Origin of the sequence: Streptococcus sp. CF8_Ac1-9, assembly GCF_024295565.1 — a bacterium.
GTDB lineage: Bacteria > Bacillota > Bacilli > Lactobacillales > Streptococcaceae > Streptococcus > Streptococcus parasanguinis_X.
This window is the reverse complement of record NZ_JANCOY010000001.1, coordinates 174,934-197,963: the sequence shown is the minus strand read 5'-3', so window position 1 is coordinate 197,963 and position 23,030 is coordinate 174,934. Positions and strand designations below refer to the sequence as shown.

The 23,030-nt window shown below is 43.5% G+C and carries 14 protein-coding genes; all 14 read right to left on the bottom strand.

Going from position 1 to position 23,030, the window contains the following annotated elements:
• Positions 1–16: 16 nt before the first annotated feature.
• The 14 genes from NML76_RS00980 to NML76_RS00915 all read right to left on the bottom strand — a co-directional run bounded on the left by NML76_RS00980 (position 17) and on the right by NML76_RS00915 (position 23,017).
• Positions 17–8,287, bottom strand: coding sequence for a CshA/CshB family fibrillar adhesin-related protein (locus tag NML76_RS00980; RefSeq protein WP_254732468.1), 8,271 nt, complete (start codon positions 8,285–8,287; stop codon positions 17–19).
• 203 nt (positions 8,288–8,490) lie between these two features.
• Complete coding sequence (locus tag NML76_RS00975) at positions 8,491–9,330, bottom strand: thymidylate synthase (RefSeq protein ID WP_195189985.1); 840 nt, start codon at positions 9,328–9,330, stop codon at positions 8,491–8,493.
• A gap of 78 nt (positions 9,331–9,408) precedes the next feature.
• Entirely contained in the window at positions 9,409–10,368 is a 960-nt protein-coding gene (locus tag NML76_RS00970; protein WP_021153285.1) for an ROK family glucokinase, read from the bottom strand.
• Positions 10,369–10,454: 86 nt separating this feature from the next.
• Positions 10,455–10,973, bottom strand: a complete 519-nt coding sequence (locus NML76_RS00965) for a hypothetical protein (RefSeq protein ID WP_024055631.1) — start codon at positions 10,971–10,973, stop codon at positions 10,455–10,457.
• Positions 10,974–10,982: 9 nt separating this feature from the next.
• On the bottom strand, positions 10,983–12,851 hold the full coding sequence (locus tag NML76_RS00960) for an ABC-F family ATP-binding cassette domain-containing protein (RefSeq protein WP_195189984.1): 1,869 nt from the start codon (positions 12,849–12,851) through the stop codon (positions 10,983–10,985).
• On the bottom strand, positions 12,848–14,059 hold the full coding sequence (locus tag NML76_RS00955; protein ID WP_254732467.1) for a CCA tRNA nucleotidyltransferase: 1,212 nt from the start codon (positions 14,057–14,059) through the stop codon (positions 12,848–12,850). Before NML76_RS00955 ends, NML76_RS00960 begins: the two co-directional genes overlap by 4 nt.
• A complete protein-coding gene (gene dapB / locus NML76_RS00950) occupies positions 14,056–14,823 on the bottom strand; it encodes a 4-hydroxy-tetrahydrodipicolinate reductase (protein ID WP_214259414.1) in 768 nt (255 codons plus the stop codon). Before dapB ends, NML76_RS00955 begins: the two co-directional genes overlap by 4 nt.
• Before the next feature lie 10 nt (positions 14,824–14,833).
• On the bottom strand, positions 14,834–15,682 hold the full coding sequence (locus tag NML76_RS00945) for a DegV family protein (RefSeq protein ID WP_118397743.1): 849 nt from the start codon (positions 15,680–15,682) through the stop codon (positions 14,834–14,836).
• Positions 15,683–15,685: 3 nt separating this feature from the next.
• Complete coding sequence (locus NML76_RS00940) at positions 15,686–16,060, bottom strand: DUF1149 family protein (RefSeq protein WP_003001888.1); 375 nt, start codon at positions 16,058–16,060, stop codon at positions 15,686–15,688.
• Positions 16,061–16,284: 224 nt separating this feature from the next.
• Positions 16,285–16,722 (bottom strand): hypothetical protein, encoded by a 438-nt coding sequence (locus NML76_RS00935; RefSeq protein ID WP_254732466.1) that lies wholly within the window; start codon positions 16,720–16,722, stop codon positions 16,285–16,287.
• A 129-nt stretch (positions 16,723–16,851) separates the two neighbouring features.
• Positions 16,852–18,819 carry a fructose-specific PTS transporter subunit EIIC gene (locus NML76_RS00930; RefSeq protein ID WP_251458315.1) on the bottom strand — a complete coding sequence of 656 codons (1,968 nt, stop codon included), beginning with the start codon at positions 18,817–18,819 and terminating at the stop codon, positions 16,852–16,854.
• Positions 18,816–19,727: a 1-phosphofructokinase gene (pfkB, locus tag NML76_RS00925; protein ID WP_251458312.1), complete on the bottom strand. Its 912-nt coding sequence runs from the start codon at positions 19,725–19,727 to the stop codon at positions 18,816–18,818. The genes NML76_RS00930 and pfkB overlap by 4 nt, the downstream gene beginning before the upstream one ends.
• The gene (locus tag NML76_RS00920) at positions 19,724–20,467 is read right to left on the bottom strand and encodes a DeoR/GlpR family DNA-binding transcription regulator (protein WP_003001800.1); all 744 of its coding nucleotides are present in this window, start codon (positions 20,465–20,467) and stop codon (positions 19,724–19,726) included. Before NML76_RS00920 ends, pfkB begins: the two co-directional genes overlap by 4 nt.
• A gap of 228 nt (positions 20,468–20,695) precedes the next feature.
• Positions 20,696–23,017 (bottom strand): CAP domain-containing protein, encoded by a 2,322-nt coding sequence (locus NML76_RS00915; RefSeq protein ID WP_254732465.1) that lies wholly within the window; start codon positions 23,015–23,017, stop codon positions 20,696–20,698.
• Positions 23,018–23,030: the final 13 nt, after the last annotated feature.

Below are 23,030 nucleotides of genomic sequence, written 5' to 3'. Positions count from 1 at the left end.
TTAGCCACAAGTTAGCTTAGTCTTCTTTTTTGCGTTTTGCAAATCCGAATAATGACAGACCTGCTAAAGCACTAAAGATTGCAAGACCAGCAGTAGAAGATTCTTTTGTTCCTGTGTTTGGAAGTTGTGCAGTAGGATTTTGTGGATCGATATACTTCACTTCTTCTTTCGTTTCTGGAACGACAGGAATCGTTGGTTCTTCTGGTTTTGGTTGTGGAGTAGGTTGTGGTTCTGGTGTTGGTTGAGGTTGTGGTTGTGGAGTAGGCTGTGGCTGTGGCTCTGGTGTCGGAGTTGGATCCGGCATTGGAGTTGGTGTCACAGTCTTCTTGTAGATATGTTGAGTGTTTCCATCTTTATCTACAACAGTCTTCACGAAGTCATAACCTGGGATATCCTTCTTCGGTTGTTCCCCATCTTCTGTTGGGTTACCTGGGATTGGGTCCCCATTTTCGTCTACATATGAAGTCGTAACTTTTTCATAGACGTGTTCTGTATCACCATTAGGCAATTTCTTCGTTTCCACAAAGCGGTAACCTGGAATTTCAGCTTTTGGTTCTTCTCCATCAACTGTAGGATATCCTGGGATTTCCTTACCTTCTTTATCAACAAACTTAGTGATTGGAAGGACAGTTGGTGTGTAAGTTGCAGAAGCTTTGGTTCCATTCACATCTTCACGAACCACTGTTACTGCTGGTGCAGTTCCAGTAAATTCAGGTTCTGGAGTGAAGGTTACAGTTCCGTCTGCTGCTACTGTGTAAGTACCAACACCTGGAATTATCTTCGTAGTTGAACCATCATCGAAGGTTGCAGGAACTTTGTCATTCATTGGTACACGGCTATCACCTTCTGTGAAGGTTGGTTTGCCTGTTTGGGTTTGACCCTTCTTACCAATTGAAGTAACTGGTTCTGCTGTTGGTGTAACTGGTGTTACAGTTGGTGTGTAAGTTGCAGTAACTGGAGTACCGTTCTTATCAACACGTTTCACGGTTACGCCTGTACCTGTTCCTGTGAATGATTTTTCTGGTACGAAGGTTACGGTTCCGTCTGGAGCAACGGTGTAAGTTCCTTCTCCTGGAATAACTTTAGTTGTTGAACCATCTTCAAAGGTTGCTGGTACATCATCATCCATTGGGATTGCAGGGTTACCAGGTGTGAAGCTTGGTGTACCTGTTTGGGTTTGACCTTGGATATCTGTAGATGTTGCAGGATCAGCTGTTGGAGTCACAGGAGTTACTGTTGGTGTATAAGTTGCGGAAGCTTTTGTTCCGTTCTTATCTTCACGAACCACTGTCACTGCTGGTGCAGTTCCAACAAATGATTTCTCTGGTACAAATGTCACTGTTCCGTCTGGGGCTACTGTGTAAGTACCAACACCTTCAACTGTCTTCGTAGTTGAACCATCGTCAAATGTAGCTGGAACATCGTCGTTCATTGGTACACGGCTGTCGCCTTCAGTAAATACAGGTTTACCAGTTTGTGTTGCACCTTGGATGTCTGTAGATGTTGCTGGCTCAGCTGTTGGAGTTACTGGTGTAACTGTTGGTGTGTAGGTTGCAGTAACTGGAGTACCGTTCTTATCAACACGTTTCACTGTTACGCCTGTACCTGTTCCTGTGAATGATTTTTCTGGTACGAAGGTTACGGTTCCGTCCGGAGCAACTGTGTAAGTTCCTTCTCCTGGAATAACTTTTGTTGTTGAACCATCTTCAAAGGTAGCTGGTACATCATCATCCATTGGGATTGCAGGGTTACCAGGTGTGAAGCTTGGTGTACCTGTTTGTGTTTTACCTTGGATATCTGTCGATGTTGCAGGATCAGCAGTTGGTACAACTGGAGTGATCTTCGGTGTGTAAGTTGTCTCAGCAACAGTTCCGTTTGTATCTTTACCTTGAACCTTAACTGGAACAACATCACCTGAGTAAGATTTATCCGTTGGTGTGAAGGTCACAACACCTGTTTCTTTATCAACGGTGAAGGTACCAATTTCTTTACCTTCTGGTGATTTAGCAACTACAGATTCTGCTGGTTGACCATTTTCATCAAGAAGAGTAATGGTATCCTTATCGATTGGTGCAACTGGGTCACCTTCAGTGAAGGTTACAGTTCCAGTTTGAACCACACCTTGAGGTGCTTCTGATTCAGCTGGACTTGCTGTTGGAGTTACTGGTGTTACAGTTGGTGTGTACTTAGCAGTAACTGGAGTACCGTTCTTATCGACACGTTTCACCGTTACGCCTGTACCTTCTCCTGTGAATGATTTTTCTGGAACAAATGTTACGGTTCCGTCTGGAGCAACTGTGTAAGTTCCTTCACCTGGAATTGTCTTGGTTGTTGAGCCATCTTCAAATGTTGCAGGTGTATCATCATCCATTGGAACATTTGGATTACCTGGTGTGAAGGTTGGTGTACCTGTTTGCGTTTGACCTTGTTTGTCAGTAGATGTTGTATCTTCTGCAGTTGGTGTAACTGGTGTTACGGTTGGTGTATAAGTCGCAGAAGCTTTTGTTCCGTTCTTATCTTCACGAACCACTGTTACGGCTGGTGCAGTTCCAACGAATGATTTTTCTGGTACAAAGGTTACTGTACCGTCTGCTGCTACTGTGTATGTACCAACACCATCTACAGTCTTCGTAGTTGATCCATCATCGAAGGTTGCTGGAACATCATCGTTCATAGGTACACGGCTGTCACCTTCGGTGAATTTAGGTTTACCAGTTTGAGTTGCACCTTGGATATCTGTTGATTCAGCTGGTGTTGCTGTTGGTGTTACTGGTGTCACAGTTGGTGTGTACTTAGCTGTGATTTCAGTACCGTTCTTGTCCACGCGTTTCACTGTTACGCCTGTAGCAGTTCCAGTGAATGATTTTTCTGGTACGAAGGTTACGGTTCCATCTGGAGCAACAGTATATGTTCCTTCACCATCTACTGTCTTAGTGGTTGAGCCATCTTCGAAGGTAGCTGGAGTATCTTCATCGATTGGAACATTTGGATTGCCTTCCGTGAAGGTTGGTTTACCAGATTGTGTTTGACCTTGAATATCTGTCGATGTAGCATCTTCAGAAGTTGGAACAACCGGAGTAATCTTCGGTGTATAAGTTGTTTCAACTGTAGTTCCATTTGCATCAGCTGCTTGAACCCTAACTGGGACAACATCCCCTGAATAAGATTTATCTGTTGGTGTGAAAGTAACTACACCTGTATCTTTATCAACTGTGTATGTACCGATCACATTACCTGCTGGTGATTTCGCTTCTACTGATGCTGCTGGTTGACCATTTTCATCAAGAAGAGTAATCGAATCCTTGTTAATTGGAGCTACTTCATCACCTTCAGTGAAGGTTACAGTGCCAGTTTGAACAAGACCTTGAGGTCCAGTAGATTCAGCTGGTGTTGCAGTTGGAGTTACTGGAGTTACAGTTGGTGTGTAAGTTGCAGAAGCTTTAGTTCCGTTCTTATCTTCACGAACAACTGTTACGGCTGGTGCTTTACCTGTGAATGATTTTTCAGGAACAAAGGTTACAGTTCCGTCTGCTGCTACTGTGTAAGTACCAACGCCATCAACTGTCTTAGTTGTTGAACCATCATCGAAGGTTGCTGGAACATCATCGTTCATTGGCACACGGCTGTTGCCTTCAGTAAATACAGGCTTACCTGTTTGGGTTTGACCTTGCTTACCTGTTGTTTCAACTGGTGTAGCTGTCGGTGTGACTGGAGTCACAGTTGGTGTATAAGTCGCAGAGGCTTTAGTTCCGTTCTTATCTTCACGAACAACCGTTACGGCTGGCGCTTTACCTGTGAATGATTTTTCAGGGACAAAGGTTACAGTTCCGTCTGCTGCTACTGTGTAAGTACCAACGCCATCTACTGTCTTAGTCGTTGAACCATCGTCAAATGTTGCTGGAACATCATCGTTCATTGGCACACGGCTATCGCCTTCAGTAAATACAGGTTTACCAGTTTGTGTAGCACCTTGGATATCTGTAGTTTCAACTGGTTTCGCAGTTGGTGTTACTGCAGTCACAGTTGGTGTATAAGTTGCAGAAGCTTTGGTTCCGTTCTTATCTTCGCGGACAACGGTCACGGCTGGTGCAGTTCCGACGAATGATTTTTCTGGTACAAATGTAACAGTACCGTCTGCTGCTACTGTGTAGGTACCAACACCGTCTACAGTCTTAGTCGTTGAGCCATCGTCAAATGTTGCTGGAACATCTTCATTGATTTCAACAGTCTTCTCAACGCCATCAACCGTTACAGTTCCACCCTTGAATTCAGGTTTACCTGTTTGAGTAGCACCTTGGATATCTGTTGTTTCAGCTGGTGTTGCTGTTGGAGTTACTGGTAATACTGTTGGTGTGTAGGTTGCAGAAGCTTTGGTTCCGTTCTTATCTTCGCGAACAACGGTCACGGCTGGTGCAGTTCCGACGAATGATTTTTCTGGTACAAATGTAACAGTACCGTCTGCTGCTACTGTGTAAGTACCAACACCGTCTACAGTCTTAGTTGTTGAGCCATCGTCAAATGTCGCTGCAACATCTTCATTGATTTCAACAGTCTTCTCAACGCCATCAACCGTTACAGTTCCACCCTTGAATTCAGGTTTACCTGTTTGAGTAGCACCTTGGATATCTTTTGTTTCAGTTGGTGTTGCTGTTGGGGTTACTGGAACGATTTCTGGTGTGTAAGTTGTATCCACCTTGATACCGTTTGAGCTTTCAGCTTGAACCTTGGCTGGTGTGACTGCACCAGTGTATGATTTATCAGTCGGTGTGAAGGTTACTTGACCAGTTGCTGGGTCAATTGTGAAGTTACCGATCACAGTTGTACCGTCTGCCGCATAAGCTGGTGTCGTTGAAACTTCGTTACCATCTTTATCTAGCAATGTGTAGCTATTGTCTTTAATGGTAATAGCTTTATCTTCACCGTTTACTTGGACAGTAGTTCCTGCAAAGGTTGGTGTCCCTGTTTGTGTTGCACCTTGAACATCTTTAGAAGTTGCAGGATTTGCAGTTGGAACTGCTGGCACAACAGTTGGTGTGTAGGTCGCATCTGAAGTAATGGTTGCAGTCTTACCATTAGCATTTGTAATAGTAGCAGTTGCTTGGACTTTAACACCTTTAGCAGTTCCGACAAAGTCTTTCTCAGGAGTGAAAGTCACTGCTCCTGTAGTAGGATCAATTGAGTATGTTCCTTCACCTTCTACTGTCACAGTAGTTTCATCAGTAGGTTGACCAGTTGCTGGATCTACCAATTTCTTGCTTGTGATTTTCGCAGTCTTGTCGTTGCTTAATTCAAATGTAGGAGTTTGAGTTTGTGGAACGTTTTGGATATCCTCAGAAACCTTGTCTGTAGGAGTCACTGTGATTGGTGTGACAGTTGGTGTGTACTTAGCTGTAGCTGTCTTAACGTACTCCTTTTGAACCTTACCGTCTTTATTACGTCCAACTGGCGCTGACAATGTAACTTCCACACCTTTAGCTGTACCAGTAAAGCTTGGTTCTGGAGTGAAGGTTACTTCTCCAGTTGAAGGATTAATGGTGTATGTTCCTTCCCCTTCAACTGTTACAGATGGCTCATCAATCGTGCGACCTGTAGCTGGATCTACCAACTTAGCCGGGTATTCTGCACTTGGAGTGATCGCAATCTTATCACCATTTAAGTTAGTAGCAGTTGTATTAAAGGTAGGTGTTTCTTTTTGAGTTGCCCCTTGAACATCAGTCGAAGTTTTGTCAACCCCTTCAATTTCAATTGGAGTGACTGTTGGAACGTATTGACCATCCATAGTATTCAACTGACCATTAATGTTTGGTTCTTGGTCTGGGAATTTGGTTGACCAACCAGTATCGTAGCCATTATTATCTGAACGACGGATAGAAATACCATCAGCTGTTCCTAGGAAGTTATCTTCAGGGATAAATTCAACGTCTACATCTTTACCTTTAGCAGTAATCTTGTACTTCCCTTGACCTGGTACGACATAGTAACCATCTGCATCAAGCGTTGCACGGTTGCCATCTTTGTCAACGATGTATGGTTCTACAGTTTCATCAATAACAGCAGTAGAATTACGTTCAAATTTGTGTTCACCACGAGCTGTAAAGGTTACTGTTGCTGTTTGTTTAGTAGCTTGAGGACCAGAAGTTTCCTTAAATTCCCCTTTTGGTGGGTGGGTGATTTGAGTCTTGAAGTCTTCCACTTCCCCTGAGAAAGCCATACCCGTTGGGTTTTCAATCTCGTTCGCTTTCTTAGCGATACGAACACGAGCACCTAACTCTTTAACGCTTGGGTCGACGTAAGTCTTGCTGTTTGCAAAGGTCAACTCAACAGTGCCATCTTGTGTGATTGTAGCGAGATTTGAGCGTTCATCCTCATCGAATTTACCATTTTGGTTAAAGTCTACCCAGCCATAGATATGTGCTTCTGAAGCTCCATCCAAATGGGCTTGAACTGACAGCTTGTAGTTTCCTGGGCGTGTACGGTCCATCTTGATCATCTCATTGGTTGTCCCTTTGAGGTTATCCGGAAGCAATTGGTTAATTCCTTCATCGGCCGTAGTTGCCTTATCATCACCGAACCAGTCAAGAGTTGTATTCTCATCCATATCTGGGCTTACGCTACCAAGATACGGTTGATTTACTTTACCTCCAGTAACACCGTCAACAGTTGCAATGGTATGGACTGCCTTACCATATGACTCAGGAGCATCCCCTTCATCAAGTGGGAAGAATCCTAGCATGGCAGACTGTTTACCAGCTGAAGCGATATAAAGTCCCACTTCAGATGCTCCACGTGTCATTACGAGTGGAACTGCACTATTACCTGCAGAAATGTTTGGTCCAAAGACACCAGTCCCAAGACCAGCCGTAACTTTGTCAGGATTTCCAAAGTACTTCCATGCTACTGGTTTCTTATCTGGTCCAGCTACAGGAGAATTATCACGAAGTTGTCTTAGGTTAATGTTATTATATTTAGATTTAGAACCAAAAAGATTCTCTGTATCTTGTGGTTCATAAGGAACAGAAGTGGCTGGTCTAGTAGTTTTCTTCCATTCCCCAATGTGCTTCCAGCCTTCTCCATTGGTAGTGAACATAACAAATTCACCAGGGTTAGCAGACTCACCATCAGCCATAACAATAGCTGGCTTAACTTTCTTTCCACGGAAGGTTGCAGAGATTTCAAACTGAACTCCAATATTTCCACCATTCATAGCTGAACCCATGGTAGTCTTCTTGGCTTTCGTATCAACATTTTCATGTTTAATTTCAGTCCAATTATTTTGAGCATCAGCGACAACGTCGGCTTCTTCGCCATTGTTAAAAGCGTTTCGAGCCCCTGTTGAAGTAACACCCTTTACATAGCCATTTTTCGCATTTGGATCATATGTTGCTTTTTCAGCTTCTGTAGCCCCTTGCTCTTCCATCCGTTTTTTATAGATTTCAGTCGCTTGGAAAGGTTTCAAAGATTTAACTTTTACAGTGACTACATAGCCAGGCATGATTTCCTTGGTATAGGTAGCGCCAACTTGAAGAGCTAATCTTTCTTCTAAATCTTTATCAGGAAATTGGTCATTTTTAGGAACAATGACTGTTTTTGCTCCTGTCCAGTTGGCTACATCTCCAAAGTCCAACCATGTAATCTGGCTAGTCATAGATTTGGCATCAAGATCTGTTGTAAAGCCAGGTTTTTCTACCTTTGGAGTTGAAGTTGCGTCTTCAACATCATCCCCAATCAAGCTTTCATCATTAGGATCACCGATTGCACGACGAGTACGACGTTTAGGACCAGAAGTTTCTGCTGTCACAGCAGTAGATTCAGTAGCTGGAGCTTCGACACCTGCAGCTACTTCTTTTTTCTTAGCTGTTGTAGCTGCTTCTGGCACCTTGTTTGCTGGCGTAGTTGCTTCTAATTTTGGTGTTGCAGCGGTTGATGTAGCTGCAGCAGTTGATGTTGCTGAAGCTGCTGTACTTGTGGTACTTGCTTCACTAGTTGAAGCAGGTGCTGTTGAAGTTGATGCTGCAGTAACAGCTGGGCTTGCTTCATAAGTTGTAGCTGCTGTACTAGTAGTTTCAGCAGTTGATGCTGCTGAAGTAGCTGTTGAAGTTGCAGGCGCCTCTGACGCTGTTGCAACTGCTGCTACACTTTCACTTGTCGTATCTGTCTTTTCTTCTGCGGCTGCACTTGCGGCTGTCCCAACCATGACAAGTGTTCCCAATAGTACAGAGCAAACACCCACATTCAATTTACGAATTGAGAATCTGCTAATACGATCATTAAATAAGTCTTTCCCCATCTAATGGACCTCCATTTTTATCTATAAATTAACATTCTTTTTAAAATTGTTTAGTTTTTACAAACCTTATCTATTTTAACAAAAACCGAACGATTTTCAAAACATATTGACTCAAAAATGAGTAAAAATTTTTAGCTAAAATTGTTTTAATTCTAAAAGGATTTTACCAATTGATCAAGGTATCAAAAAACCTTGATTTATTACTAAATGGCAAGATCGAACTTCAATTGTGGCTTCACTGGATCATAATCGACCAGTTCAAAATCTTCTGGTTTGATGTCAAAGAAATTGGTTCCATCTGGTACATTCAAAACCAAGTGTGGCCGACAATCTGAAGGCTCCCGACGGAGTAACTCTTCAGCCTGTTCAAATTGATTATCATAAATGTGAAGATTATTAATGAAGTAAAAGAACTTTCCGACCTTCCAGCCAAAGTGCTTGGCAATCATCATCTGTAGCGCTACATACTGCATGGCGTTGATATGGTGGGCCACCAACATATCATTAGAACGCTGGGTTAAGGTCGCATCTAGATAGATTTCTCCATCCACGCGACGCACGTCAAACATGGTTTGAAAAGCACATGGCAGAAGACCTTCTGTCTCTTCAAAGGCATCATAATCCCAAAGCGAGATAATATTGCGGCGATTCCAAGGATTGGCTTCTAATTGCTTGAGAATTTTATTGGTAATGTCATGCTTTTTGACCACCGCACCATAGCGCTGACCGATAGTCTGACTATCCCCCACTTCCCAGTCGTTCCAATAATGGACATTGTACTTTTCTTCTAAGACATCTAAACGATTGGACTGGTCTTGGTAAATCCAGAGCATCTCTTTGATAGCTGATTTAATGGCGATGGGACGAAGGGTCGTAATGGGAAACTCGCCTTTTGCAAGATCAAACTCCATAAAGGCACCCGTGATGTATTTGGAGTTGGCCGTTCTACCATCCTTGTATTTAGGTCGGGCCTGTTCAGACCAAACACCTTCTTCCATGATTTTCCGAATATACTCTTTAAAAATGGTATCTGCTTTTGTCATATCTCCTCCTTTAATCTACTATTGCTTTCATTATATCACAGGATAAAGAAAAAAGGAGAGGCAAATCTCCTTTTAATCTTATTGTAATACTAGAGATGCGGCACCGATGACACCCGCATCATTTCCCAAAGTAGCAAGCGCCAATTGAGTAGATTCACGTACTTGTGGGAATGAGTTTTCTTCAAAGACCTTGCGCACACCATCCAAGAGGAAGTCTCCAGCAGCAGATACCCCACCACCGATAACGATCTTAGACGGGTTCAAGGTTGAACCAATATTGGCTGCAGCAAGTCCAAGGTAACGTGAGAAGTTCTTATAAACGATCAAAGCAAGAGCGTCACCCTCTTTTGCTAGATCAAAGACCGTTTTAGCTGTCACTTCTTCACCATTGTCGATCAAGACTTTCAATTGAGAGTCCCCTTCGTACTCATCTGCATAACGACGAGTCAAGTTGACGATCCCTGTTGCTGATGCAACCGTTTCAAGACAGCCTTTTTTACCACAGGTACATTGGATTGGATCATCAAAGTCAACCGTGATGTGACCAAGTTCCCCAGCAGCTCCACGCACACCGTGCAAGAGACGACCTTCAGCGACGATACCACCGCCAACACCTGTACCAAGTGTCATGAAGACAACATCTGGTTGGTTTTCACCAGCCCCTTTCCAACGTTCACCCAAAGCAGCAACGTTGGCATCGTTATCAATGAAGAATGGAATATGAAGGGCACTTTCGATCTTCTCTTTAACTGGTTGGAGGGTCTTCCAATTCAAGTTGTAGGCCCCGATTACTGTACCTTTTTCACGGTCAACGACACCAGGTGAACCCATTCCAATTCCTTGGAACTCAGAAGCATCAAGCTCAAGCATCTTCAAACGATGCGCGATGGATTCGATCATATCATCTACGATATGGCTACCTTCATCCAAGATATTTGTTTTAATAGACCATTTTTCTTGAACTTCTCCATCCAAAGTGAGGATAGCAAACTTAATTGAAGTTCCCCCAAGGTCAATCCCAATAATTTTTTTAGACATCTGTAACTCCTTTCAAACTTGTAAACACTTACAGATCTATTATATCAGACTTTTTATCAAACGCAAAGGTTTGCACGTAACTTTTCTTAACTTTTTAACAAGAGACTAAAGGATTGAAATCCTAGAATGAGGAAAATCAAGCCAATAATATTTAATAGAAAGACGCTAATCGAAAGCGGACTAACAATTAAGAATAAACCGATGAAGAGCTGTAGCAAGGCAAAGAAAATATAACGCTTGGACAGTTCCTCAACCTTCCTCGAGTAGAAATTGGCTTTTCGGAAGTTCAAAATCGAACGGTAGATGAGCCAAATTCCTAAAGTGACTGGAAAGACAATCGGCAAGGTCTTGTAGCCATAGAGCAGTAAGTAGACCGCAAAAACCAAAGCGACCATACTGTGAAAGAGCTGTTGCTGCTGAATGATACCAGCCTGGCGCAATCGGTAATAGCGTGAAAAACGCGAAAGGGAAATTAAAAAGAAGCCACAAGAAATCAACCAGCTAAATGAGCCGATGTGCTCAATCGGATTGATAAACAAGACGATACCGATAATGGTAAAAATAGTGGCTGAAATCCCAAGGGATATCCGGTTCAATTGATTCATAGGGCCTCCTTATTCATCTAATTCGCTCAGGTATTCATAGCGATCGTACTTTTCAAGCAATCGCTCATTTTCCTGATCCAATTCCTTTTGAAGGGCTGACAATTTGCCAAAGTCAGAGCCGTTTTCATTCATCTCCACTTCAATCTCTGCGATCCGATTTTCAATGGCTTCGATATCTGCTTCAATACTCGCCCACTCTTGCTTTTCCATATAGCTCATGCGCTTCTTCTCTTCTTTTGGCTTGACAGGTTTCTCTTTTTCAACCTTGTGACTGGCCGTTACTTGAGCTGCTTCAAAAGCTTCTTCATCCAGGTAATCCGTATAATTGCCAAAGAACTCCCGAATGCCCCCATTTTCAAAAGCCAGGATCTTACTTGCGACCTTGTCCAAGAAATAGCGGTCGTGGCTAACGGTAATAACGGGACCTCCAAAGTTTTGAAGGAAGTTTTCCAAAACCGTCAAGGTGGCGATATCCAAATCATTGGTTGGCTCATCGAGGAGAAGCACATTGGGTTTTTCAATCAAGAGTTTTAAAAGAAAGAGGCGCTTCTTCTCCCCACCGGAGAGTTTTTCGATCAAGGTTCCGTGCATGGAACGTGGGAAAAGAAATTGCTCCAAGAGATCTGCAATCGATGTCGTTCCAACGGTTGTCTTCACTTCCTCAGCAACTTCCTGGAGGAAATTAATCACGCGCTTGCTCTCATCCAAACCATCGATCTGTTGAGAGAAATAAGCCACCCGCACGGTTTCCCCGATAATGACTTGCCCTGACTGAGGCTGGAGTCGCTCAGCGATCAAATTGAGCAGGGTTGATTTTCCGACGCCATTATCCCCGACGATCCCGATGCGGTCCTTGTTTTGCACCAAGAGGTTAAAGTCCTGTAAAATCGGCTTGTTTTCAAAAGCAAAACTCACATCTTTAAACTCGATGACTTTCTTTCCGATTCGGCTAGTCTCAAAGTTCATCTCCAAATCCGTCTGGTTGCTTTGACCAGACAAGTCTTGCTTGAGATCATGGAATCGATTGATCCGCGCCTGTTGCTTGGTCGCACGCGCCTGGGGTTGACGACGCATCCAGGTCAACTCCTGCTTATAGAGTTGCTGCTTCTTATGAAGAAGGGCGGCATCACGCTCATCTTGCTCAGCCTTTAAGCGGACATAATCCTGGTAGTTACCCTGATACTCGATCAAGCTAGCTCGATCCAACTCAAAGATCCGTGTCGAGATATTATCCAAGAAATAGCGATCGTGAGTAATGAAAAGCACAGTTTTCTTAGAGTTCTTTAAGAAATTGGTCAACCATTCGATGGTATCAATGTCTAGGTGGTTGGTCGGCTCATCTAGTAAAAGCAGGTCGTGGTGAGACAGCAAAACCTGTGCCAGTTGCACCCGACGACGTAAGCCCCCAGATAGATCCCCAACTTTGGCATTCAAGTCTTCAATCCCAAGTTTGGAAAGGACTGTCTTGACCTGACTCTCGATTTCCCAAGCATTGAGCGAATCCATCTCCGCCATGACCTTTTCAAGACGGGCTTGATTCTCTTCTCGGTAATCCGCCATCAAGTATTCATAATCACGAATGAGCTGCATTTCGCGCAAATCACTAGATAGCACCGTATCCAGAACCGTCTTTTGATCATCAAAGTCTGGTTCCTGAGTCAAATAACCAATCGTATAATCACTCTTAGCAGAAAAAGGACTCACATCTCCATCAAAGCCAGAGCGACCTGACAACACATCTAACAGCGTGGTCTTTCCAGTCCCATTGACCCCGATCAATCCGATCCGATCCAAGTCGTGAATGATAAAGGAAATCTCACGAAAGACGGTCTTATCTCCGACAGATTTGGTTAATTTATCGACAATAAAATCGCTCATTTTTCCTCCTCTTTTGCTTGCTGGATATAGGCAATGATGGCCTCTTTTTCATTGGCCAGCTCCCCATCGACAATGGCATATTCAATTTTTGTCAAAATCTCTCCCAAGGCTGGACCTGGTTGAAAACCATATTCTTTGATCAGCATACCACCATTAACCACCACTTCATGTTTATCATGAATGGTCAAGCTATCATAAACGCGCTCGATGGCCAAATAATCCACACTCAAGGCATACGCTTCCCGAAGCTCTTCAGCCACTAGCAACAAACGCTTCTCATACTTGTAGCAAGCACGCTTGTCTAGGCTTCCATTTTCTCGGAGCTTAAGAATTTCCACGATCTGCTCCACCGTCTTGGCAAACTCTCTAGAAGTCTTCCATTTCTTAAAGAATTTTGGAATATCTTGAATCTCTAGTGCTAAGACCAAAGCAGCCCAGGCTTGCTCAGAAGTTGAAAAGGTATACTCCAACTCTATGTCAAACAAACGCTCGATTGCTTCTTTGCGATCCTTCATCTCTGGCAGATAGTGATAGGCTCCACTTGCCAGCATAGCCTCCAAGCCTTGTCTCCAGTATGGGGAAAGCAAGAGTTTATCAAACTCGATGAAGGTACGCTCTACAGAAATCTTCTCAAGTAAGGGAGCACACTCCTTCATAGCATCGAAGGTTGCGTCTTCTAATTCAAAGCCAAGACTGGCTTGAAAACGAAAGCCTCGCATGATGCGGAGCGCATCTTCATGAAAGCGTTCATCAGGAAGCCCAACCGCCCGAAGAACTTTGTTTTCCAAGTCTTCTAACCCCTGAAAAAGGTCAACAATCTCTCCCTTTTCATTTAAGGCAAAGGCATTGACGGTGAAATCGCGGCGCTTGAGGTCTTCTTCTAGTGAGCGGACAAAAGACACAGAGCTTGGACGGCGATAATCGACATAGACATCCTCCGTCCGGAAGGTCGTAATTTCATATTCTTGACCATTTTCAAGAACCAAGACGGTCCCGTGTTCGATACCGATATCTACTGTTCGGTCAAAAATCGCCTTTGTTTCCTCTGGATAAGAGGAGGAAGCGATATCGACATCGTGAATCGGACGATCCAAGAGAGCATCTCGGACAGATCCTCCCACAAAATAGGCCTCAAAACCAGCTGCTTTAATCTTCTCTAATATTGGTAAAGCCTCCTGAAACTCAGAAGGCATCTTTTTTAATCTCATAGTAAGTGTTCCAAACCATAGACAAGCTCATGACGCTTGACAACTTCTTTAATCCCTAGATTTACTCCTGTCATGAAGGAAACACGATCATAGGAATCATGACGGAGAGTCAAGCCTTCGCCTTGGCTACCAAAAATCACCTCTTGGTGAGCCACTAGGCCAGGCAATCGAACCGAATGGATGCGCATCCCTTCAAAATCTGCCCCTCTTGCTCCAGGCATTAACTCTTCTTCATCTGCTGCACCTTGCTGGATTTTCTCGCGCTTCTCCGAGATCAACTCAGCTGTCTTGATCGCTGTTCCACTCGGTGCATCTTTCTTCTTATCATGGTGCAATTCGATGATTTCCACATTTGGGAAATACTTGGCAGCTTGCGCTGCAAATTGCATCAAGAGCACAGCTCCAATAGCAAAGTTCGGAGCAATCAAGCCCCCCAAATCCTTTTCACGCGAAAGCTCTGTCAATTCCTGAATCTGCTCAGGTGTAAAGCCAGTTGTCCCTACAACAGGAGCAAAGCCATTTTCAATTGCAAAGCGAGTATTCTCGTAAGCAACCTTTGGCATGGTAAAGTCCACCCAAACATCTGCCTCAAGACCTACGACATCTTCTTTGCGGTTAAAGACAGGGACTCCTGCAACTTCTGTCTCATCAGTAAATGGATCGATCAAGCCGGCTAATTCTAGCTCAGGATCTTCTGAAACCATCTTGTAGGCTGCTTGTCCCATTCTTCCCTTGAAACCCGCGATAATGACTTTAATTGACATAGAATTCTCCTTAAACGATGGGGATATACCCGACTGCTAAGCTATGGTCACCTAAGTGCGTCCCAATCACCCCTCCGAAGGTAGCAAAAGGAATATCACCTTCCACTCCTTCTTCAATGAGCAGTTGGCGAAGTGCTTCTGCTTTTTCAGGGACATTGGCATGGATGACAAAGACTTGGTAATGACCATCTGCGATATCTGATACAACAATCTCTACCAAGCGTTTCATGGCTTTCTTTTCCGTCCGGACTTTCTCAAAGACCTCAATCACGCCTTCATCATTAAAATAAAGAATAGGCTTGATGCTTAAGAGGTTCCCAAGAATAGCAGCCCCATTTGACAGACGACCACCTTTGACCAAGTGGTTTAAATCATCCACCATGATATAGGCAGAGGTACCATCAATCTGGTGTTGGACATTGGCAACAATCTCGTCGAAGGAACGGCCTTCACCAGCCCATTTCAAGCAGTCTTCTGTCATCATTCCTAGAGGAGCACTGGTAATTTTTGAGTCCGGAAATTCGACGGTCAAGCCTTCAAATTCGTCCTTCAAATATTGGATATTTTGATAGAAACCAGAAATACCTGATGACAAGAAAAGACCGATAGCATGCGTATAGCCCTTAGCTGTCAAACCAGATAAGACTTCTTCTAACTCTGCAACACTCGGCTGGCTAGTCTTTGGCAATTCCTTAGACGCAGCCATCTTTTGGTAGAACTCATCGTGTGTCAGGTTCTTCCCTTCAACATAAGACTCCCCATCGATATAGATCGGGATCTCTAAAATAAATAAGTCGTCGTGATGAAGCACGTCTTGCGTTAAATAGGCAGACGAATCCGTGATCACTGCTAATTTCATTGATTAAAACTCCAAATTAATACCCGGTAAATCAAGGGCAATTTCTGTGACTTCATAAGTCAAACGGTTGAGCATATTCAAGCAAGGGCGAGCCAATTCTTCCACTTCGTCTTTGCTGAATTCACTTGGTTCATTGACATAACGACCAAACAAGTGGTTGATTTGAGTGATGGTTCCGCTGATCACAAAACCGTCAAAAACGATCATGTAGCTCAAAATGACAATCAAAGAAGTCGTGTTTTGTTCTTGATCACGATTGATCAATTGAAAGTTTACATCTACTTTTGTTTCAGGGATCCCATTTTCTTTTTCCCACTCAAAATTACGAGCGTCATAGTGGTATTGGCTGACAAATTCTTTTTCACGTTGAATATCCATTTTTATTCTCCTAAAAATATGCGATAGGGTTATTATATCATAATTCAGCTCAAGATACCAACGCCGAATGAGGTGATTTTTTCGCTAGTACAAGAAGAAAAGCCCAGGGAAGTTTGGCCAGTCTTTGGACAGAGGATAACTAGTTTTGCTTAATTCTTCGCTTGTTTGGCTTATTATTATTTTGTAAGGATCTAAAAAACAAGATAAAGACTTTTGAATGACGATTAGTCATAATAATACCAACCGCCATCCCTATAAATTCTTATGGGTTGCATCTCATAAATCCCAAATTCCTTTGGTGTGCTGGTAGCATTATCTAAAGAAAAGCCAACCATGAATTTCGTTTGTTCATTCTGATTCACCTTTCCTCGCAGTGTTAACATATAGCCACCACCTTGAGGTGTTCCATTGCCTACCTGACCAACTTCCATACTCTCCCAATCAAACTGGACGCTATCAACTTTCGGGCTCAACGATTTTACAAAATCAGCCATATCTTTTTCGTGTTTCTTTAAGTAAGCCAATTGCTTTTCTTTCGTGCTGAGTTGCTTGCTTGGTTGGGCTCCATTTGTAGATATATTATTCTTTTGATTCGTAAGGATCACACCCCCTGCTATTACAGAGGCAATAGCTAAAAGAATGACCAGTTTCCCTTTTTTCATGATCCATCCTCCTTGAAAAGGAAAAGTTATAATAATTGTATCGAAATCTATAGAGATAAGCAACTTCATCACTAGTTGGTGTTTTTAAGCAATAAAAAAGGTTGGGAGTTCCCAACCTTTTAGGTATGTTTAGTTTTTAGGTTTGCGAAGCAATCCGAACAAAATACCACTTACGATAGCACCGATCAATACAAACAAGATGTAAAGAAGTGGATTTGAAGTAAGGGCGATAACGAAGATTCCTCCGTGAGGAGCCATGAGTTTCAAGCCTGCAAGACCAACAAGAGCACCTGTCAATGCTGAACCTGCAATGAAGCTAGGGATGGCACGAGCTGGGTCAGCTGCACCGAAAGGAATGGCACCTTCTGTGATGAAGGAAAGACCCATAACAATGTTTGTCAAACCTGAATCGCGTTCTTCTTGTGTGAATTTATCTTTAAACAATACAGTTGCTACGAATACTGCCAATGGAGGAACCATACCAGCTGCCATAACAGCTGCCATAACAATAGAACCACCTGAAGCAACAGATTCAGCAAGTGTACCTGTAGCGAAGACATAAGCGGCTTTGTTAACTGGTCCACCCATATCGACAGCCATCATACCGCCGACGAGAAGTCCAAGAAGGACAGCTGAGCTACCTGACAAGCTTGAAAGGAAGTTGTTAAGACCAGTATTGATAGCAGCCATTGGAATATTGATGAGGAACATCAAGAATCCTGTCAAACCAACACCAAGTAATGGTAAGAGAAGGATAGAGCGGATACCATCGAGTGAACGTGGAAGACCTGCAAGGGCTTTGCGAAGTAAGAGAACAATTCCACCTGCAAGGAAACCACCTACCAAAGCTCCAAGGAAACCTGATGATACGGCTGCTGGTAATTCACCTTTAGCAGCACCGTAGGCGATATTTCCAAATGCTGACCCTGAGCTAGCAATAGATCCAGCGATAAACCCTGCTACAAAACCAGGTTTTTCAGCGATGGAGAATCCGATGTAACCTGCAAGTACTGGAAGCATGAAGCCAAAGGCTGCACCACCGATTGTTTTAAATTGAGCTGCTAATTCATGGTATGAACCAAGTTGAGACAATTGATCTTGAGGCACCCCAAGGATTTGGTCGATCAAGAAGGCAAGGGCGATCAAGATCCCACCACCGATAACGAATGGAAGCATTTGAGAAACTCCACTCATCAGGTGTTTGTAGAAGGCTCCACCTAAGCTCAATTTTTCTTGACTAGCGCTTGCTTCTGCCGCATTTTCTGCGTGGAAGACATCTGCTTTGCCATCCAAGATGGTTTGGATCAATTCTTCTGTTTGACGGATACCGGCTGCGACTGGTTTAGAAATCAATTTTTTGCCATCGAAACGAGCTGTTTCAACCGCTTTATCTGCTGCAATGATGACTCCCTCAGCTTTGGCGATTTCTTCAGCTGTCAAGCGGTTGCCGACACCGGATGCACCGTTGGTTTCAACGCGAACCGTAACACCCATTTCTTCCCCTTTTTTGATGAGGGCTTCTTCTGCCATGTAAGTGTGAGCGATACCAGTTGTACATGCTGTAACAGCAACGATGAGTGGTTTGTCAGATGAAGCTGCTTCTTTGACTGCTTCTGCTTTTTTCGCTTCTTCTGCTGCAGCTACTTGCTCTTCCGCATCAAAGGCTGCGATCACTTGCTCAGGTGTGCTTGCTTGGCGAAGTTTGTCTGCAAAGCCTGGTTTCATCAAGTACTTAGACAATTCAGCAAGGGCTGCCAAGTGAGTATCGTTTGCTCCTTCTGGAGCTGCGATCATGAAGAACAAATCAGTCGGTTGGCCATCAAGTGAGGCGTAGTCAACACCTTTGTTTGATTTTGCAAACAAGACCGTTGCTTCTTTGACAGCTTCATTTTTGCTGTGCGGCATAGCAATTCCGTCACCCAAACCAGTTGAAGTTTGTGCTTCACGGTTCATAATCCCAGCTTTGAAAGTTTCAAAATCTGTCACCACACCATTGTCAACGAGCGATTGGATCATCTCATTGATCACGCCTTCTTTATCTGTTGCTTGAAGATCAAACAACATCACGTTTTTATTTAAAACGTCTTGAATTTTCATAGTTTTTCTACCTCTACTTTTTCATAAGTTTCTTTAATATAGTCCGCTGTCGCCAAATCATCTGAGAAGGTGGTCGCTGTGCCACAAGCCACGCCCCATTTGAAGGCTTCGATAACATCTCCCGTCGTTGCGAGCTTCCCTGTGAAGCCTGCTACCATGGAATCCCCAGCCCCAACAGAATTCTTCACTTGCCCTTTGATTGGTTTTGCGAAGTAAGTACCGCTTGGACTGACAAGGAGAGCACCATCACCTGCCATGGAAATAATGACGTTTTGTGCTCCTTTGGCCAAGATTTCTTTGGCATAGCGTTCGATTTCTGGCAATTCCGTCAAGGTCACGCCAAAAATATCTCCCAACTCATGGTTGTTTGGTTTAACCAATTGGGGATTGAATTCCAAGGAATCAATCAAAGTTTGCCCTTCAAAGTCGCAAACGACTTGTGCACCTGTCGCACGACTTGCTGCGATCAATTGTTTGTAAACAGCATTTCCAAGTGAAGATGGGGCAGACCCTGCAAAGACCACCACATCATCTGCTGTTAAGCTTGATAGGATGCTGAGTAATTCTTGCAACTGCGCTTCTGTCACTTCTGGACCGTTCCCGTTGATCTCTGTTTCTTGATCAGCTTTGATCTTGACATTGATCCGGGTATCCTGATCCACTGTCACAAAGTTGGTTGAAATGGCTTCGCTAGTCAGTACGTCTTCGATGAAGCGTCCTGTGAAACCACCGATAAATCCAGTCGCTGTGTTCTCAATATCAAGACGCTTCAAGACACGACTGACATTGATTCCCTTACCACCGGCAAATTTATCTTCCGAAGCCATCCGATTGACCGCCCCGGTCTCTACATGATCGAGACGGACAATGTAGTCAATGGCTGGATTCAGTGTTACTGTATAAATCAAACCTCTATAACCTCCGTTTTTTCTTTTAAAACCTTTAATCGTTGCGGTTCACATTGATTGGTGATAATCATGGCTCGCTTGATCGGAGCCACTTTGACAAAGGATGTCACTCCAATTTTTGAATCATCCGCTAGGATATAGGTTTTTTTTGCATTTTCGATAATCGCACGCTTGACAGATCCTTCTTCCAGGTCTGGAGTGCTGTAAAATTCATCATCGATTCCATTCATTCCAAGAAAGGCCTTGTCAAAATTCAACTGACCGATTTGATTGAGCGCGATCCCTCCGATACTAGCATCTGTAGAAGATTTTACCTTCCCACCGATGATGACCGTCGGAACATTTCGCTCGACCAACTTGGTCGCATGGTGAATCGAATTGGTCACCACAGTTACCGTTGGATTGACAATTTCTTGTACCAAGAGTTCATTGGTCGTCCCAGCATCGATAAAGATCACATCATGATCTTTGATCAACTCCGCTGCTTTTACCGCAATTTTTGACTTAACTTGAATGTTTTTGATAGATTTTTCTTTATTACTTTCTTCCTCTTGAAGAAAATGCAGGCTTTCCGCACCGCCGTGAACCCGGCGGAGTTTGCTTTCAGCTTCTAGCTCATCCAAGTCTCTACGAACGGTTGATTCAGACGTTCCCAGCTCTTGCACAAGGGTTTCTAAGGAAACAAACTTTTCCTTTAATACCTTTTCGAGGATAAATTGTTTTCGTTCAGACTTGAGCATTACTCCTCCTTTTGCAATCGATTACAAAAACCATTATACTCTTTCTTCAAAAAATGTCAACAATTTTTTATCATTTTCTGTCACTTTCTTTCAGAAATTTCAAAAGTGTATAAAAAAAGCAGGAAAGAACTCATTTTGTTAAAAGAGTTCTTGTCCCACCCTCATAAATTTCCTTTAAAGATTTTAAGCAATAAAGTGTCTAAGTATCCACTCTATTCTCAGTATGTCTTAATCATTATTTGAAGATTGTTTCTTTTTCTTGAAACCAAACAATCCGGCAAGTAGTCCAACGACTACACCTGTTGTTGCTGCTGCATATTTGGAAGAATCTGCACTTGCCACAGCTTGGCTGTTTTCTTTTTTAGGTTTGATTTCTTCTACTTTGGCTTCTTGTTTTGGAGCTGGAGTAGCTTTTGGTGCTTGCACTTGCGGACTATTGGTACCTGTTGGAAGAACTGTTGGTCTATCCGAAAAAGTGGTTGGATTGCTTGAGCGGATATCCATTGGCATATCTGCTGCTTCTAAAATAGCTGGATCCATTCGTGACGCTAGATCTTCATATTGAGAATTCAACAGTTCCACGACACTGTGATAAGATTGAAGAGTAGTGAATTCGGCTTCTAATTTTTCTTTTTTATTTTCTAAATTAGCCACCGCAGCTGATAAAACTGATTGGGCTTTGACCAATAATTCTGGAGCATTTTTAAAGTCAGAAAGACGTTTTTCAGCAGCAACCAAGCGTTCTTGCGCTGCCTTCAAGCCCTCATGCGCTTCTTGAACGACTTGGGCTTTTTCTGCTTCTTCTGCTTTTAAACGATCTAATTTCTCACGCGCAGCCACTAACAAATCTTTGGCTTTTTGAAGGGCTGCTTCTTTTGGCTGGATAGCTGCTTCAATCCGACCTCGAGATACATCAAGAGTCGCCTTCGCCTTTTCAACCGCATGGTCCTTACTGACAAGAAGAATCTTGTAATTTTGGATGGTCTTTTGGACATTGGCCATCTCTACTGTCACATTTGAATTGGCATGGCGGGCATCTTCTAATTTGCCTTGCAAGATAATGATTTGGGACTCTTGATTGGCCTTGTCCAGCTTGAGGTTAGCGACTTCATCAGATTTTGCTTTCACATCTGATCTTGTCGTTGTAGCACCAGCTCCCTGACGCAATTGGTAAGCAAGTGCATTGGTTGACACTGCTGAGGTAACTGGACTGTGTAAGAAAGCTGCTTCTGACATGGCATTACTTGGGTCATAAGCCACTGATAAAGCCGTTGCTTTGTTGTCCACAATTTGGAGGTAATGACCAACCTTGGCAAAGGCCTCAGCCCCAATCTTCATATAGATGTCATTGGCATCGATTTGTGTTTCGTCTGTTGGTAGACCGTATTGAGCTGCTACTTCTTGGTAAGCCGCTTTTTCATTGTACCAAAAGTCTACTGCACCAGCAGGTGAGAAACCATAAGCAATATTTTCGTTTGGCAAATACTTAAACATATGCCAGTTAGCCTTTTTGAAGTATTCTAACTGAACTTGACTGGCAGGAAGGGAATAAGGATCCAGCTCCAATTCAGGCAAACCTGCATTGCGACGATAGCTATTAATGGCATCTGCGATTTCAAGAGCTCGAATATTGGCTTGCAAGGATCCAGACTCTCCAACCGTCAAGCCGTCTTCTTCACGGCCGCGCTTGTAGAGGGCTAAAGCACTCGCTGCAGCTTCATTGCCATTGTCAGCCAAGTGTTGCAAGTAGCCTTCGTAGGTTGCTTGGCTCAGTTGAACTGGGCTATTAGCCGCTGCTTGTTCTAAGGCAGCCAATTCTGCTTCCTTGGTTGCGATGACCGCTTTCAAATCTGTCAGACGCGTTTGAGCCAGTTGAATATCGCTCTCAATTTGAGCGACTGTGTCAGCCCCATTCTGCTGACTCGCTTGCAAGGTCGCGAGATAACTCTGAGATTCTCGAATACTTTGCTCGACTTGGCTTTGCTCCAACAAGGCCTGGTTTAGCACATTCTCATCATTAGAAATTGGCGCTTTGACTTGATTTAATTCATTTTGTGCTACGTCAACCAAAGATTCCTGAGCTGTGACCTGATTTTCTTGTTGACGAACAGCCTCTACAACTTGATCATGTGCAGCTTCCGCCTCTCGAACCTTATTTTCTTCGATGGTCACATAGGCTTGCGCCACCTTAACGTCATTTTCTGCATTCTGAACTTGTGCATTTGAAGTTGTTGCGATCAGGTTTTCAGCATCCGTCACATCTGCTTTCTTTTCTTCCAGTTCTTGTCCAGCAGCCTTGACTTCCGTTTGAGCATCGATCACTTTTTGCTCTTGGTAGCGGACATCTTTCACCACTTGCCCTTTTTGAGCTGTAATTTGCTTCAACTCATCGACTGTAATAGGCTTCTCAACCACCTCAGTGCTATTGGTTTCTGCATTTTCATTTTGCTTGACCTCTTCCGCACTAGCCTTATGATGAAACATTCCAGACAGTACCGTTGTCGCCGCAATTCCTGTTGTAAAAACCGATTTTCCTAATTTCTTTCCCATTAAACTCACCCCC